Raw genomic sequence first — 15,369 nt, 5'->3', positions numbered from 1 at the left:
TTTTATTACGTTATTTCAGTATACTTTGATATAGCTCAAGAGTCTGGTCACACATATCTTTTAAACTGAACATGGTCACAGGAGCGACTGTTTGAGGTTGTTCAATATGATGCTTTACTGTTTCTACTAAGGCTTTTTCATTTTCTGCTTCAACCAGACCTTGTGGATATACATTCGATAAAATCTCGGCAACACCTCCACGGTTCCAGCCAATGACTGGTGTACCGACTGAGAGCGCTTCTAATGCTGTTCTACCGAATGTTTCTGCTTGATTGGATAGAGAGAGCACGATGTCGCTAAAAGCGAGCCATTCACGTATATCTGAGCGATGTCCTACAAAGGTGATCTTATCTGCGAGTCCTTTGTTTTGAATGGTGCTTTGCAGCTCACTTAAATAGGCCTGTTTTTTAGCATCGGCACCACCCACAACCACAGCATGTAATTGAGGATATTGCGACTGAAGTTGTTGCATTAACTCAATTAAGCTTTCATGTCCCTTTAAGCGGGTAATACGACCAGGCAAGCATAGTAAAAATTTATTTTCGAGTTCAGGAAAATCATTAAAAACCTGATTAAACCACTGTGCTGAAGGTTGATAGTTATGCGGGAAAGCAGCACGATCAATTCCTCGATAAATCCGGACAATATCTTGTGGTGGACAGTTTTTATAATGGTCAGTGATGTATTTAACTACGCTGTCAGAAACGGCAATTACTTTTTCAGCTTGAGTCATGATTGCACTATAACGATTAACTGAATAGAAACCATGTACTGTGCTAATGAGGTGAGGACGCTTATGTGCTGGTATTCCTTTTAAGGCAAAATGGGTAAGCCAAGCTGGCACACGTGAGCGTACATGAACAATATCGGGCTGATGCTCTTCAATAAGTCGACGTAAAGGGCGGATTTGCCACAAGCTCGATAAAGATTTTTTATGAATCGGTAGGGCTAAGTGTTTAGAACCTTCAGCTTCAAGTTGGGATACTAATCGTCCGCCGTTTGATACAACCAAAGATTGATGACCTTGTGCAACCAGTGCACGTGCAATTTCCAGTGTGCCGCGTTCTACGCCACCGCTATTGAGTTCTGGGAGAAGTTGCATCACTTTCATTGTTTTTTGCCTTTAGGTTGTAGCAAAGCGGGATCTTGCAATTTTGAAGTCGAAATTTAGAGATTAACCTTCGGTTCGACCTACTTTTGTTTTGGCAAAAGTAGGCAAAACCATTCTCATCCACAAAACCTGTTCACTGCTTGTGTGTATCAAATTATATCGCAGAAACAGTATCTTCACTGATTTTGGGCAGGTTGTGGATGACGTTTCCGCGAGTCATATAAATAATGTTGTGCCTACTACCAATTTAAAATCATTACGGTTTTATCTTAGTAGATCTCTTCATATCCCTCAGGACGTGTCTTAAATCGACGATGAAACCACATATATTGAGTTGGTGCGATACGAAGCTGATTCTCAATAATCTTATTCACGCGGGTTGCATCGTCGACTTCATCTTCGCTTGGCATATTGTCGACAGCAGGTTCAATCAAGATATGATATTTAGGGTTCTGTACATCGCCATGACGATAAAAATATAAAGGGACTGCAACTGCTTTTGAAATTTTTAATAAACGACGGTGGGCCGTGACTGTAGCAGCTGGCACTCCAAAAAAAGGTGCCATAACACCTTGCTTGAGTCCGAAATCTTGGTCGGGACTATACCAAATGGCATCACCATCTTTAAGGTGGCGAATTAAGCCCCGCATATCATCATGATCGATTTGAGCTTTATAAATCGTTGCTCGACAACGATAAATCAGCATGTCGAGTAGAGGGTTGTTTTGAGGGCGATACACAACATCTGGCTCAAAATATTGAGCACATACATAACCACCAGCATCAAGCAAAGTACTGTGAGTTCCCAGTAATAAAACGCCTTTGCCCTGAGCTTGAGCATTGGTAATATGTTCTAAACCTTCAATCGTGACACGGTTGTTAAACCAATACGGTTTATACCAAGCATTTAATGTCTCAAAAATACCAAGCATCATATCTACAAAAACTTGTTTTGCTTGTTGCTGTACTTTTTCAGATGACCACTCTGGAAAGCAAACTTCTAAATTACGAATAGTAGTTTTGCGACGAGATTTTAAATATTTCCAAGCGATATTTGCTAACCCGTGAGCCAAACGCCATTGAATCGCCCATGGTAAAATAGCCAAAAGCATGAGGAAAGTAATCGCAATCCATACACCCCAATATTTAGGTAATAAAAAGGACCACTGAAACTCACCGGGCGTATAAGGCTGCTTTTGGCTCATAACGATATAAAAAATCTAAAAGTTAAAACAGCCAAAAGTGTATCACGAACTGAATTTATCGTCGTAATACACAGGAGTAAATTGAAGGTTTAGAGCTGTAAAGACAAATAAAGTAGGTTATCTGCGGTGTTCTAAAAGAATACGAACAGCGAGTCCAGCTAATACGGTACCCATAATCCAGCGTTGGATGCTTGCCCAAAGTGGTTTTTGCTGTAGAAAGAGCGCAATGCTACCTGCAGAAAACACAATCAGTGCATTGACTGAAACACTTACAAAAATTTGTATGGTTCCGAGTTGAATAGACTGCGCTAAAATACTGCCTTGTTGTGGGTGAATAAACTGTGGCAATAAAGACAAATACATAATCGCAATTTTAGGATTAAGTAAATTTGTCAAAAAGCCCATTAAAAATAGTTTTAATGGTGAATCGATAGATAAGTCTTTTACACTGAAAATAGGCGCTACATTTGGACGTAAGGCTTTCCATGCAAGCCAGAGTAAATATATCGCCCCTACAATCCGAATCGTGTCATAGGCATACGGAACTGCCACGACAAGCGCTGTGATCCCGAAAGAAGCGCAGAGCATATAAAATACAAAACCAACAGCAACGCCCCCGAGGGAAATAAAACCTGCGATTTTGCCTTGACTAATGGAACGAGAGATAAGATAAATCATGTTTGGACCTGGGGTGAGTACCATCGCCAAGCAAATGAGTCCGAATGCCAAAATTTGAGAGAGATCTAGCACGTAAATATCCTTAAATATTATTATACTGGTAGGTATATCATAATTATTTTGTATACAGTGAAACTTTATTGATTGTCTTTTTGAATCAAAAAATAAGAATAATTCAGTATGATATGAATATCCGGAATTCATAGAAATTTATGAGAAATCTCCATATCGATGCCACAAAAGGTGTCTTAATTTTTCTGGTTGTATTGGGTCATTACCTTGAAAGGTTAATTGGCTGGAACGAACCTCTAAATCAAGCGATTTTAGGGAGTATTTACTTTGTTCATATGCCAGCTTTTATCTTTATATCAGGCATGTTTTTTAAAGAAGAGAAAATCCTAGAAAAGGTAATTTACTTTTTATCGTTGTATTTGCCATTTCAAATTTTATTTCAATTGCTTGATGCCTTTTATAGCGGAAGTTTATGGAATTGGTCATTCCATTTGGTATGGTTTGCTAAGCCTTATTGGGTGCTATGGTATTTGTTTGGCATGGGGGCTTGGACGGTTCTCGCTTTTTTCCTAAAAAAGACGGCATATCCAGTTCTGTTTTCAATAGTTTTAGCTTTACTTATTGGATGCTCACCCATCAATAATTACAGCTATTCGATAGGTCGAATTTTTGTTTTTCTACCTTTTTTTATGGCTGGGGTGATCTATGGTAAAACCATTTTTCAGTATATTCCGCAGTTGCCTTATGCAAAGTTATTTGCTGTTATCACATTATTAATCATTACTGCTGTAGCGGCTATAAGTCATTATAGTTATTACTGGCTATTTGGTAGTTTGTCATATTTTCAACTACATGTAGATTTATGGCAGGGAATGCTGATTCGCTGTGTACTTATGTTGCTATCGGCTATGGGTGTTTTGAGTTTATTTGTACTCACTCAAAATTTTAAACGGCCTTGGATCGGTTTAGGCCAAAAAACGCTGCCAGTTTATATATTGCATGGTTTTGTAATTATTATTTTGATTCATCAATTAAGTTTTAAATATTCGGTCGAGATCAATATTTTCATTAGTCTTGTTTTGGCTATCCTCACTTGTATGATTTTGCAGTTACAGATATTTGAACGTTTAATTCGCTTCATCTCTTTATTTGTTTATAAACCTTTTATGAAATTACTAGAAATTTTAAATCCAAAAAAAGGGCTTTAATTAAAGCCCTTTTTTATTGATTAACTGCCTTTACTCATTTGCTCAAGTTCATCCCAACGCTCTAATTTTTCAAGCAGTAATTCTTCAATTTCTGCGAGGCGTTGGCTTGCTTGAGTCGCAGCATCTGCATCAGATACAAACCATGAACCATCTGCAAGTTTGTCAGAAAGCTCGGCTTGTTCAACTTCCAGCTTTTCAATTTCAGCAGGAAGTTGCTCAAGTTCACGTTGGTCTTTATAGCTCAATTTCATCTTTTTAACGTTACTTTGAGCAGCAGCTTTTTCAGCTTCAGCTTTTGCCTGAGCTTTTTTAACGTCAGATTTCTGATCTACTACTTTGTCATCTGGACGTTGTAGTAAGTAGTCTTGGTAGCCACCGATGTATTCTGCAATATTACCTTTGCCATCAAATACCCAAGTCGATGTTACGACGTTGTCCATAAATGCGCGGTCATGCGAAATAAGTAATAGCGTGCCTTTGTAATCAGACAGCATCTCTTCAAGTAGCTCAAGAGTCACCATATCCAAGTCATTGGTTGGTTCGTCCATCACAATCAGGTTCGATGGTTTAAGTAATAATTTAGCAAGCAAAATACGGTTACGCTCACCACCAGAAAGGGCTTTTACTGGTGTACGTGCACGTTCAGGTGAGAACAAGAAATCTTGTAAATAGCTGTAGATATGACGACGGTTGCCATTCACATCAACAAAGTCAGAACCCTCTGAAACGTTTGCCATGACTGTTTTTTCAAGGTCTAAGGCATTACGCAACTGGTCAAAATAGGCAACTTCTAATTGTGTACCTGTTTTAACTGAACCGCCATGTTCGATTTCACCTAAAATGGCTTTAATTAAAGTCGTTTTACCAACGCCGTTATCGCCTACTAGGCCAATACGGTCACCACGCATGACAAGGGTAGAGAAGTCTTTGATGAGTGGTTTATCATCATAAGATACGCTTAAGTGCTCAATATCAAATACTAATTTACCTGAGCGATTTGCTTCTTGAGTCGCCATGCTCACTTTGCCTTGTTGTGAACGGCGTGCTTTTGATTCTTCACGTAAAGCTTTTAATGCACGAACACGACCTTCATTACGGGTACGGCGTGCCTTAATCCCTTGACGAATCCAAGCTTCTTCTTCAGCTAACTTTTTATCAAATAAAGCGTTTTGTTTCTCTTCTGCTTCCATTTGCTGAGCTTTAAGCTCCAAATAGCGTGAATAGTTACCTTCATAGCCGCGTAAAATGCCGCGGTCAAGTTCAACAATTCGAGTCGCAATGCTATCTACAAAAGAACGGTCATGCGAAATAAATAGAAGTGTTAAATTATTTTGATCGAGTAGGAATTTTTCTAACCATTCAATACTTTCAACATCTAAATGGTTGGTTGGTTCGTCTAGAAGTAATACGTCTGGCTGCGTTAAAAGAGCACGAGCGAGTAAAACACGACGTTTACGTCCACCAGATAAGTCTGCCAAATCTGCGTTTGGGTCGAGACCCATTTTACTTAGTAGGGCATTCACCTTATTTTCTAATGCCCAGCCATCTAGTTGGTCTAGCTTGTGCTGAAGGTTACCCATACGGTCGCAAGCTTCCATGTCTCCTAGCATACAAGCATCGGTTGCTTCATGGTAAGCTCTAAGTACTTCGGCAGCTTCTCCTGCGCCATCTGCCACAATGTCAGCAACTTTGCCAGAATCCATTGGAACGTCTTGGGCTAACATAGAAACTGTTAGACCATTTTGAATAGAAACTTCACCAGAATCTGGTAATAAGCTTCCCTCGATGAGTTTAAGTAAAGTAGACTTACCTTCACCATTACGCCCAATTAAACAGACTCGTTCGCCACGTTCTAGATTAAAGTTCGCGCCATCGAGCAGGGCAGGTCCGCCAAAAGCAAGTTGGACATCCCTTAGGGTAATATAGGCCATAATGTTTTCCAGAATCTCAAATGAGGATTTAAATGACTAAACCACCATATCATGATGATCAAGCGTCATTTTCCGCACCCATTGAAGATTTGCAAGTGCGAATTACATTTTTGGATGATTTAGTTGAACAATTAAATCAACAACTCGCTATTCAAACTCAGGAAATAGCTGATTTGAAAAAACAAATGCAATTACTTTACCTACGTGTGGAATCTTCAGATTTATCAGAAGGTATTGCGCCTTTTGACCCATTAACCAATAAACCTCCTCACTATTAATAAAAAGGCAAGTTCAATACTTGCCTTTTTAACTAGAGGATATTTTTAATTTTAGTTAAAAACCGTGTAAAACAATTTTCCCTTTTGTCTTACCACTCTCAATTTGTTGATGAATCTGTTTTAAATTTTCAGCATTAATAGGGCTTAAAACTTCAGTCACAGTTGTTTTGATTTTCCCTTCCTCAACTAGCTTGCTGACTTCATTTAATAGTTCACTTTGTTTTTGCATATCTTCAGTTTGAAACATTGAACGCGTAAACATAAACTCCCAATGCACCGATACAGACTTCGATTTAAACGGTTTAATATCTAACTGCTCAGGGTCATCAATGAGTCCAAAATGCCCTTGTGGTGCAATCAACTCTACAATATCTGCCAAATGCTGATCTGTTTGAGTGGTCGAGAACACATATGAAGGTGCATTTAAGCCTAATTGCTTGATTTGTGGCACTAAAGACTCTCGATGATCTAATACATAGTCAGCACCTAGTTGTTTTACCCATTCTTTCGTTTCAGGGCGTGAAGCTGTCGCAATAATCGTAAGGTTAGTTAACTGTTTAAGAAGCTGAATGGTAATAGAGCCTACACCACCAGCCCCGCCAATCACTAATATTGTTGTGTTTTCTGGTGCAGTCTTTGGAACTTGCAAACGATCAAATAGCATTTCCCAAGCCGTGATTGCTGTTAAAGGCAGAGCTGCAGCCTCAGTTGCTTCTAAAGTTTTTGGTTTATGACCAACAATACGTTCATCAACCAATTGCAACTCACTATTACTGCCTTGGCGATTTAAAGCACCTGCATACCAGACTACATCACCTACTTTAAATTGAGTGACTTTATCTCCAGTCGCTTCAACCACACCTACAGCGTCCCAGCCAAGCACTTTCCAACCAGATTCAGCACTTACATTTTTACGTATTTTGGTATCAACTGGATTGACCGAAATTGCCTGTACGCGAACAAGCAGATCATGGCCCTCTGCAACGGGAGTGTCGAGTTCAATATCTACGAGTGCCTCTGGCGATGTAATAGGCCCTACTTTTTGATATGCCACAGCTTTCATAATTGTGATTCCTCTTGTTGAGAGTTTGATCATAACGTAAGCTTAAAAATAGTGACTACAGACAAATAACGCTCATAGTGTCAAAAAGGATACTGTAAAATGGCAAAAGCTCGACATTCAAGTTTTGACTGTTCACCGGGTTGTTCAGTTGAAGCCGCAATCAGTTTGATTGATGGTAAATGGAAATGTGTGATTCTTTGGCATTTACTAAATGAAGGAACTTTGCGATTTAATGAAATCCGTAAACGAGTTCCAAGCATTACGCAAAGAATGCTCACCAATCAGCTTCGTGAGTTAGAACAAGATGGCATTATTCATCGCGAGGTTTATCCTCAAGTTCCTCCTAAAGTCGAATATAGCCTGACAGATTTAGGACAAGGTCTTGAGCAGATTCTATTTGCTTTAAAAACATGGGGAGATGCCCATCTGGATCGGTTCGGTAAGTTATCCACTCTTGAAACTGAAAAGTCTGCCTAAATATTGTGTCTAGATTGCTAAGAATATCTACGAGAAAATGTTGTAGTTTTTAACCTCGCAGGTTAATGGGACATTATTTTTATGATGTAACTTGCGTTTTCTGGTCAGCTTATGCAACTCTAATAAAAGAGATTAATAGGTTTTGCTATGGACAATATGGGAATTTGGGTTACCGTTATCATTGTTCTTTTCGTGCTAGGCTCCATTTTTGGTTTAAGAGTGAGTCCGCGTGAAAAGGCACTCGGTATTATGCGAGACAAAGCCCGTAAAATGGGACTACATCCACGCATAATTGCCGCACCTGAATGGACACATGTCCCGATGGCAACTGAAAAGCGTGCCAGCATGGTTGCTTATTATAGTGTATTAATCCCTGATGCTCGTTTAACGCTCATGCGTGCTCGTGTTATAGACGGAAAATTAAAAGTAGTGCAGGGCGATGAGAAATTTAATGATTCTCCCATTGCATTAAAAGGGATTTATGCTATTGATATGCAGGCAAACTGTGTAGGCCTTTATTGGGATGAGGAATCGGACCTAAAAGCCACGCAATTAGATGAGATGAAGGCTTATCTGTTGGCCTTGGCTGAAGCCTGATTTTTAAATTTATTGGTATAGGAATAACATTTTATATGGCGAATACCTCGCGCTCTGCATCTCAAAGCACAGCATCTACTGCCTCTGCTGCACATAAACGTGCCTTAGTGATTGTGGAGTCGCCTGCCAAAGCGAAAACCATCAACAAATATTTAGGTTCGCAGTACATTGTTAAGTCTTCTGTGGGTCACGTACGTGACTTGCCAACAGGCGGCAGCAAATCAACAGAGAAAAAGCCGGCTGCCCGGACAAAACTCACTGAAGCTGAAAAAGAACAAAAAGCCCAATCTGCGCTGATTAATCGTATGGGTGTCGATCCGGAACATGACTGGAAAGCACACTACGAGGTTCTACCTGGCAAAGAAAATGTTGTTGCTGAACTCAAGAAACTTGCTAAAGATGCAGATGCAATCTACCTCGCAACGGACTTGGATAGAGAAGGGGAAGCAATCGCTTGGCACCTACGCGAAGTGATTGGTGGTGACGATAGTCGTTATCACCGTGTGGTATTTAACGAAATTACTAAAAATGCCATTCAAGAAGCATTTAAACAACCAACGCGCCTAGACTTAAACCGTGTGAATGCGCAGCAAGCACGTCGTTTCTTAGACCGCGTAGTGGGTTTCATGGTTTCGCCATTACTTTGGGAAAAGATTGCCCGTGGTTTATCGGCAGGTCGCGTACAGTCAGTTGCTGTAAAACTTGTTGTGGAACGTGAACGTGAAATTCGTGCTTTTATTCCAGAAGAATATTGGCAAGTTTTTGCAGATACCCAAGCCAAAAAAGATGACATCCGTCTTGAAGCAGTGAGACAAGCAGGTAAAACGCTTAAACTGAAAAATAAAGCTGAAACTGATGCTTTATTAGAAGTTTTAAAAGGCGCTGAATATAAAGTTGCACAGCGTGAAGATAAGCCGACTAAGGTGAATCCGAGCGCACCATATATCACTTCAACTTTACAACAAGCTGCAAGTACACGCTTAGGTTTCTCTGTGAAGAAAACCATGATGCTGGCGCAGCGTTTGTATGAAGCTGGTTTTATTACCTATATGCGTACGGACTCAACATTCTTGAGTGATGACGCTGTAAATATGGTACGTGCTCATATTGAAAGCCAGTTTGGTGAAAAATACTTACCAGCAAAGCCAAACCGCTATGGTAACAAAGCGGGTGCTCAAGAAGCCCACGAAGCAATTCGCCCTTCAAATGTTTCACTTACAGGTGATCAACTTGCGGGTGTAGAGCGTGATGCTCAGCGCTTATATGACTTGATTTGGCGTCAGTTTGTTGCTTGTCAAATGACACCAGCAGAATATTTGTCTTCAACTTTAACAGTTGAGGCAGGCAACGTTGAGTTAAAAGCAAAAGGTCGTACGCTTGTATTTGATGGTTTTACGCGAGTTCGTGGTGCCAACAAGTCTGATGACGATATTATTTTGCCAGCTATTAAAGTCGGCGAAATCTTAAAATTAGAGAAGTTAGACCCAAGTCAGCACTTTACTAAGCCGCCTGCACGTTTTACTGAGGCATCTTTAGTAAAAGAACTTGAAAAACGTAGTATTGGTCGTCCATCGACTTATGCAGCGATTATTTCTACCATTCAAGAACGTGGTTATGTCAAATTAGAAAATCGTCGTCTTTTTGCAGAGAAGATGGGCGAGATCGTGACAGATCGTCTTGATGAAAGTTTTAATAACCTGATGAACTATGCGTTTACAGCAGACCTTGAAGGACAGCTCGACAAAGTTGCTACAGGTGAGCGTAACTGGAAAGAGTTACTCGATACTTTCTATGGTGATTTTAAAAAGCGTTTGACCAATGCTCAAGGCGAGCAAGGCATGCGCCGTAACCAGCCAGTTGAAGTACCAGCAGTACATTGTCCTGAATGTTCACGACCAATGCAGATTCGTACAGGTACAACTGGCGTATTTTTAGGCTGTTCTGGTTACAACTTGCCGCCTAAAGAACGCTGTAAAGGCACTTTGAACTTAACACCAGTTGAGTCTTTAGCTGCGTTATCTGATGATGATGGAGCTGAAACGGCTGACTTGATGTCAAAGCATCGCTGTCCAAAATGCGGTACAGCAATGGATAGCTATGTGATTGATGGTGGTCGCAAGCTTCATGTCTGTGGTAACAATCCAGATTGTGATGGTTATGAGCTTGAAGAAGGCGAGTTCAAGATTAAGGGTTATGATGGCCCAACTATTCCATGTGATAAATGTGACGGCGAAATGCAGCTTAAAACTGGTCGCTTTGGCCCGTATTTCGCTTGTACCAGTTGTGACAATACCCGTAAAGTCTTGAAGAGTGGTCAACCTGCACCTCCGCGTGTAGAACCAATCAAGATGGAACATTTGCGCTCAACGAAGCATGATGACTATTTCGTGTTACGTGATGGTGCTGCTGGTCTATTCTTGGCTGCAAGTAAGTTCCCGAAAATTCGTGAAACACGTGCACCAAAAGTTGCTGAGCTTCGCAGTGTTGCTGACCAACTTGATCCAAAATACCAGTTTATTTTACAAGCTCCAGATGTAGACCCTGAAGGTAATCCGACTATTGTGAAGTTTAGTCGTAAGAACCAATCACAATATGTAGGATCTGAAACACCAGAAGGTAAACAAACCAAATGGAGCCTGATTTATCAAGACGGTAAATGGATTGAAGGCTAAATAAGACAGTTAAAAAATGCTAGCTCAGCTAGCATTTTTTATATCAACAACAATAAAAGAAAATTTAATTTTTATGGGGAAAAAGAATGTGGAAAAACATTCGGATTTTATGCCTATTGATTATTTTATTAATCGTTGCGGTTCAGGCATGGCGAGATCAGAATCAAGACTGGAATCAGCCTATTGTTGTGGTATTGCACCCAGTAAATGCAGATGGTTTACAAACCACGCAAGCTTATATTCATCAGTTACAAAACGCTGATTTCCAAACGCTCAAAAGCTATTTAAGTGAATGGTCACAGCATTATCGTGGACAGTCCAGCAACTTTGAGATTCGTTTAGGGCAACAACTACAGCATCGTCCACCTGTGGTTCCGCAAAATGCCAATATTTTGAATGTAATCTGGTGGAGCTTGAAGTTTCGTTTTTATGCATGGCGACAACAACAGCCTGAAGATAGCGGAGCGTCACTTAAACTTTATTTAAATTATTATGATCCACGTTATCAAAAAGTTTTGGTCCATTCGACTGCTTTAGAAAAAGGTCGTATTGGTAGCGTCAATTTGTTTGCTGCACGTGAGCAGGCATCAGAAAATCAGGTCGTTCTTGTTCATGAGCTATTGCATGGCTTTGGCGCAAAAGATAAATATGATTTAAAAACAGGGCAGCCGATTTATCCATTGGGTTATGCACAACCCGAAAAAGTACCTCTTTACCCACAAAAGCAAGCAGAAATCATGGGGGGTAAAACTCCATTGTCTGAGCAGACCAATAAAATGCCAAGAGATTTACAAGAAACCGTAATAGGTTTACCAACAGCTCAAGAAATTGGTTGGTTGAAATAAAATTGTGGATAAATACTGTTTTATCCACATCAATTGTTAATAAACGATGCAGATCTTATACAGACAATAAATGTGAAGTAAATCACTATAATGACAATATATAAACTTCCTAATACCTGATAATAAGAGTAGCCATGATGAAAACTGTAGGTAATGATTTAGTTCGTAATCAGCTACATGCTGATCGTAAATGGTATCTAATATTAGGCTTTGTGCTCATTATTTTCGGTTTAGTCTTATTTAGTTCACTACCATTTGCAACATTTTCGGTTGTTTTCCTATTTGGTATTTTAATGATGATAGGCGGTGTTCTGCATTTGATTGCTGCCTTAAGTGTATTTAAAGGTGGTAGTCGATGGCTTTGGGCACTTTTTGGGGTGCTGTATTTAATGGCTGGCTATTACGCATTTTCTACACCTGTGACTACAGCTGTAGTTTTAACTAGTCTGTTATCGATTGCACTGATTATTGCTGGGGTCATCCGCACCATAAACGCATTTTTATTAAGACCAATTGCTGGGTGGGGATGGACATTATTTTCAGGTTTATTAACCCTAGCTACAGGTATTTTAATTTTAGTTTCTAAGGACTCACCGTTTTGGGTATTGGGAATGTTTTTGGCAGTAGATATTTTATTTCAGGGTATTAACTTTTTAGGATTGGCTTCTGCAATTAAACATTTACCTTCTAGCTCAAAAACAGTTTCTTAAATTAAATAGCGAATAAAGGGCACTTTAAGGTGTCCTTTTTTGTTTTTAGTGAGCTAAGGTCCATCTCGTGGCATGGGTCTGTTAAACTAGGCCTTGGTGTTTTAGCGATGTGTGTTATGAGTCTTGCAAAGTTAATTAATGAATTAAATGCTCAGCAAAAAAAGGCAGCAACGACTACGGCTCAAAACTGTCTGGTTTTGGCTGGAGCAGGCTGTGGCAAGACTAAAACCATTGTTGCTCGCGCAGCTTATTTAATTGATCAGGGGTTACCTGCAAATCAAATCCAAATTTTAACGTTCACGCGCCGTGCTGCGAGTGAAATTGTAGCAAGGGTTGAACAGCATGTTGGGGCACAAGCCAAAGGTCTTCGTGCATCAACCTTTCATACCTTTTGCATGTACTTGCTGCGTCGTAATCCACAAGCATTTGGTTTAACCCAATTTAGTATTATTGATCGTGATGATCAGTTACTCATGTTTCGCTTATTGAGAGGTAAAGACAAAGATAACGTTTTACCTAAAGCAGCAGAGCTGTGTGATTTGTATTCTTATGCCCGTAATACGCAATCTAAGCTTTCAGAGGCATTACTCAAGCAATTACCTGAAGCATATGAGTACAAGGCACAAATTGCGGAGCTAATGAAAACCTATGAGCAACGTAAAAGAGAGCGCAATTTTTTAGACTATGACGATATTTTGTCGATTGTCGCTGTTCATTTGCAAAACTCGGAAGCACTCACAGATTGGGTTGCAGGTTTTTGCCAAGCTTTGTTGGTCGATGAAATGCAAGATACTAACCCTTTACAGTGGGCACTTTTGCAGCCACTCATTGGTAAGGTGAAATTATTTTGTGTGGGTGACGATGCTCAGTCCATTTATGGTTTTCGTGGTGCCGACTTTGAAAACATTCATTCTTTTAAAGAACGGATTCCTGACGCGGTTATTCATACTTTAGATTTAAATTACCGCTCGACCCAAGAAATACTAGACTTATCTAATTGGTTATTGGCGCATAGCCCAATCGATTATGAAAAACAGCTACAGGCATATCGTGGCAAAGGGCAAAAGCCACAGCTCCACTTATTTGGTAATGAATTTGAAGAAGCTAATTGGATTGCACAAGACTTAATAGAGCGACATCAGCAGGGCGCAAATTGGTACGACCATATGGTGTTAGTTCGTTCTGGCTACAGTGCTCGCTATTTGGAAGGTGCATTTATTGCCGCTGAAATTCCTTATCGTTTTATTGGTGGCGTAAAGTTACTGGAATCCGCACATGTAAAGGATGTACTCAGTCTATTGCGTATTGTGAGTAACCCGCAGGATGACTTGGCTTGGATGCGCTTTTTAACCTTATGGGATGGGATTGGTGATGTTGGTGCTAGTAAGTTAGCACAAGAGTTAATGGGCATTAGTGAGGTTGAAGAACGTTGTCAGCGTTTGGAGCGTCATGGAAAAGTCCCTTTACAGGCTATTTTAATTTTGAAACAGCTTGATGTGTTACAGCAGCATGTTGAAGCAAGTATTGGTTTGGCACTCGATGCCCTAAGTGAACAGTTAGAGCAAAACTATAAAACGAAAGACTGGTCACGTCGCGCTAAAGATTTTGATTTGGTTAAACAACTTGCGCGTAAGCATGCATCGCTGGGTGAATTTCTTGAAGAATATGTGCTTGAGCCGATTTCAGTTTCTGAAATTGAAAAAGCAGGTGATGATGATTTAGTGACTTTAATTACAATTCATTCGGCTAAAGGTGCAGAGCAAAAGGTATGTTATGTACCGCATGTTTCGCCAAATCAGTTTCCATATGCACGCGCACAGGGGGATTTTGATGATGTCGAAGAAGAACGCCGTGTGTTATACGTTGCATTAACACGTGCGGAAAATGAATTGATTCTGACGAAGCAAAACCTGAATACATGGTCACAAGACACGTATGATGAACAAGGTCGTAAAATCGAAAGTTATTTCCTAAATGATCTACCCGCACATTTAGTTCAGGCAAAAATTCATCGTCAAGTTCCACAGCCATTTGCCAAAAAACAATGGAACACTTCACGAACAGTAAACTTAGGTTTTGGTATCGATCTCGACTAAACTACTGTATAAGACACTGTGAATACTCAAATGTATATTGGCCCTTATTTTGAAGGCCAGTGAAGGTTGGAAAATGAAAATATTAGTTCGTAATTTAGATCGCTTAGTGACTGAAGCCGAAGTTTTAGAGCTGTTTAAGGCTTATGGTAAAGTTGATTCTTGCGTCGTTGTAACCGATAAAGAGACAGGTAAATCAAAAGGTTTTGGCTTTGTCGAAATGCCGAATCCACGTGAAGCGATCAAAGCCATTAAAGGCTTAAATACACTTAAAGTAAAAGGTTACGGAATTCGCGTTAAAGCCGCTGAAGAGTAATGCGTTTATGCAACAATTTTTAGCTCTTTCTGTGGTTGCTCCAAATGGAACCCGTATAGCCCAAGGTGTAAAGACACTATAAGTTCGTTCATGGGTTCCTACAGAGTTGCCTCTTAAAGATCTATTAATTGTTGAAAACCAGAATTTTTTAATCAATGATGGTGATGAGTAAT

The 15,369-nt window shown here is 39.9% G+C and carries 14 protein-coding genes and 1 pseudogene; 10 read left to right on the top strand and 5 right to left on the bottom strand.

All coding sequences use genetic code 11. From position 1 onward, the window contains the following. Window positions 1-10: 10 nt before the first annotated feature. The 3 genes from ACLCEG_RS12960 to ACLCEG_RS12950 all read right to left on the bottom strand — a co-directional run bounded on the left by ACLCEG_RS12960 (window position 11) and on the right by ACLCEG_RS12950 (window position 3,066). Window positions 11-1,111 carry a glycosyltransferase family 4 protein gene (locus ACLCEG_RS12960; protein WP_410567798.1) on the bottom strand — a complete coding sequence of 367 codons (1,101 nt, stop codon included), beginning with the start codon at window positions 1,109-1,111 and terminating at the stop codon, window positions 11-13. A 269-nt stretch (window positions 1,112-1,380) separates the two neighbouring features. Beyond that, entirely contained in the window at window positions 1,381-2,316 is a 936-nt protein-coding gene (lpxL, locus tag ACLCEG_RS12955; RefSeq protein WP_410567796.1) for an LpxL/LpxP family Kdo(2)-lipid IV(A) lauroyl/palmitoleoyl acyltransferase, read from the bottom strand. Window positions 2,317-2,433: 117 nt separating this feature from the next. Beyond that, window positions 2,434-3,066, bottom strand: coding sequence for a LysE family translocator (locus ACLCEG_RS12950; protein ID WP_410567794.1), 633 nt, complete (start codon window positions 3,064-3,066; stop codon window positions 2,434-2,436). A gap of 140 nt (window positions 3,067-3,206) precedes the next feature. Here ACLCEG_RS12950 and ACLCEG_RS12945 point away from each other — a divergent pair, with 140 nt between their 5' ends. Next, window positions 3,207-4,214, top strand: coding sequence for an acyltransferase family protein (locus ACLCEG_RS12945; protein WP_410567792.1), 1,008 nt, complete (start codon window positions 3,207-3,209; stop codon window positions 4,212-4,214). Window positions 4,215-4,234: 20 nt separating this feature from the next. On the opposite strand, the gene ACLCEG_RS12940 is transcribed toward ACLCEG_RS12945, so the two are convergent. Further along, on the bottom strand, window positions 4,235-6,145 hold the full coding sequence (locus ACLCEG_RS12940; RefSeq protein ID WP_410567790.1) for an ATP-binding cassette domain-containing protein: 1,911 nt from the start codon (window positions 6,143-6,145) through the stop codon (window positions 4,235-4,237). A gap of 32 nt (window positions 6,146-6,177) precedes the next feature. Here ACLCEG_RS12940 and ACLCEG_RS12935 point away from each other — a divergent pair, with 32 nt between their 5' ends. Then, a complete protein-coding gene (locus tag ACLCEG_RS12935; protein ID WP_004698888.1) occupies window positions 6,178-6,423 on the top strand; it encodes a SlyX family protein in 246 nt (81 codons plus the stop codon). Window positions 6,424-6,478: 55 nt separating this feature from the next. On the opposite strand, the gene ACLCEG_RS12930 is transcribed toward ACLCEG_RS12935, so the two are convergent. Beyond that, window positions 6,479-7,486, bottom strand: coding sequence for a zinc-binding alcohol dehydrogenase family protein (locus ACLCEG_RS12930; RefSeq protein WP_410567788.1), 1,008 nt, complete (start codon window positions 7,484-7,486; stop codon window positions 6,479-6,481). A gap of 99 nt (window positions 7,487-7,585) precedes the next feature. Between ACLCEG_RS12930 and ACLCEG_RS12925 the strand changes: the two genes are divergently transcribed. From ACLCEG_RS12925 to ACLCEG_RS12890, 8 genes and pseudogenes are all read left to right on the top strand, one after another. Then, window positions 7,586-7,963 carry a winged helix-turn-helix transcriptional regulator gene (locus ACLCEG_RS12925; protein ID WP_347913951.1) on the top strand — a complete coding sequence of 126 codons (378 nt, stop codon included), beginning with the start codon at window positions 7,586-7,588 and terminating at the stop codon, window positions 7,961-7,963. Between the two features lie 147 nt (window positions 7,964-8,110). Further along, the gene (locus ACLCEG_RS12920; protein WP_004698883.1) at window positions 8,111-8,560 is read left to right on the top strand and encodes a hypothetical protein; all 450 of its coding nucleotides are present in this window, start codon (window positions 8,111-8,113) and stop codon (window positions 8,558-8,560) included. A gap of 35 nt (window positions 8,561-8,595) precedes the next feature. Further along, complete coding sequence (gene topA / locus ACLCEG_RS12915; protein WP_019458040.1) at window positions 8,596-11,232, top strand: type I DNA topoisomerase; 2,637 nt, start codon at window positions 8,596-8,598, stop codon at window positions 11,230-11,232. A gap of 86 nt (window positions 11,233-11,318) precedes the next feature. After that, window positions 11,319-12,077 carry a hypothetical protein gene (locus ACLCEG_RS12910; RefSeq protein WP_151740634.1) on the top strand — a complete coding sequence of 253 codons (759 nt, stop codon included), beginning with the start codon at window positions 11,319-11,321 and terminating at the stop codon, window positions 12,075-12,077. A 137-nt stretch (window positions 12,078-12,214) separates the two neighbouring features. Continuing rightward, window positions 12,215-12,787, top strand: a complete 573-nt coding sequence (locus tag ACLCEG_RS12905; RefSeq protein WP_049066792.1) for an HdeD family acid-resistance protein — start codon at window positions 12,215-12,217, stop codon at window positions 12,785-12,787. A gap of 116 nt (window positions 12,788-12,903) precedes the next feature. Continuing rightward, entirely contained in the window at window positions 12,904-14,883 is a 1,980-nt protein-coding gene (locus ACLCEG_RS12900; RefSeq protein WP_025465190.1) for an ATP-dependent helicase, read from the top strand. 73 nt (window positions 14,884-14,956) lie between these two features. Further along, window positions 14,957-15,196 carry an RNA recognition motif domain-containing protein gene (locus ACLCEG_RS12895; RefSeq protein ID WP_019458044.1) on the top strand — a complete coding sequence of 80 codons (240 nt, stop codon included), beginning with the start codon at window positions 14,957-14,959 and terminating at the stop codon, window positions 15,194-15,196. A 7-nt stretch (window positions 15,197-15,203) separates the two neighbouring features. After that, window positions 15,204-15,365, top strand: a pseudogene (locus ACLCEG_RS12890) (ASCH domain-containing protein); the annotation flags it as partial. Window positions 15,366-15,369: the final 4 nt, after the last annotated feature.

Origin of the sequence: Acinetobacter sp. H1(2024) (genome assembly GCF_046557555.1) — a bacterium.
GTDB lineage: Bacteria > Pseudomonadota > Gammaproteobacteria > Pseudomonadales > Moraxellaceae > Acinetobacter > Acinetobacter seifertii.
This window is presented reverse-complemented; position numbering and strand designations above follow the sequence as displayed.

Excerpts from the sequence above, each read along its gene's own strand:
- ACLCEG_RS12935 (WP_004698888.1), top strand. The coding sequence starts at position 6,178 with ATGACTAAACCACCATATCATGATGATCAAGCGTCATTTTCCGCACCC.
- ACLCEG_RS12945 (WP_410567792.1), top strand. The coding sequence starts at position 3,207 with ATGAGAAATCTCCATATCGATGCCACAAAAGGTGTCTTAATTTTTCTG.
- ACLCEG_RS12920 (WP_004698883.1), top strand. The coding sequence starts at position 8,111 with ATGGACAATATGGGAATTTGGGTTACCGTTATCATTGTTCTTTTCGTG.
- ACLCEG_RS12895 (WP_019458044.1), top strand. The coding sequence starts at position 14,957 with ATGAAAATATTAGTTCGTAATTTAGATCGCTTAGTGACTGAAGCCGAA.
- ACLCEG_RS12905 (WP_049066792.1), top strand. The coding sequence starts at position 12,215 with ATGAAAACTGTAGGTAATGATTTAGTTCGTAATCAGCTACATGCTGAT.
- ACLCEG_RS12925 (WP_347913951.1), top strand. The coding sequence starts at position 7,586 with ATGGCAAAAGCTCGACATTCAAGTTTTGACTGTTCACCGGGTTGTTCA.
- ACLCEG_RS12900 (WP_025465190.1), top strand. The coding sequence starts at position 12,904 with ATGAGTCTTGCAAAGTTAATTAATGAATTAAATGCTCAGCAAAAAAAG.
- lpxL (WP_410567796.1), bottom strand. The coding sequence starts at position 2,316 with ATGAGCCAAAAGCAGCCTTATACGCCCGGTGAGTTTCAGTGGTCCTTT.
- ACLCEG_RS12930 (WP_410567788.1), bottom strand. The coding sequence starts at position 7,486 with ATGAAAGCTGTGGCATATCAAAAAGTAGGGCCTATTACATCGCCAGAG.
- topA (WP_019458040.1), top strand. The coding sequence starts at position 8,596 with ATGGCGAATACCTCGCGCTCTGCATCTCAAAGCACAGCATCTACTGCC.
- ACLCEG_RS12910 (WP_151740634.1), top strand. The coding sequence starts at position 11,319 with ATGTGGAAAAACATTCGGATTTTATGCCTATTGATTATTTTATTAATC.
- ACLCEG_RS12940 (WP_410567790.1), bottom strand. The coding sequence starts at position 6,145 with ATGGCCTATATTACCCTAAGGGATGTCCAACTTGCTTTTGGCGGACCT.
- ACLCEG_RS12960 (WP_410567798.1), bottom strand. The coding sequence starts at position 1,111 with ATGAAAGTGATGCAACTTCTCCCAGAACTCAATAGCGGTGGCGTAGAA.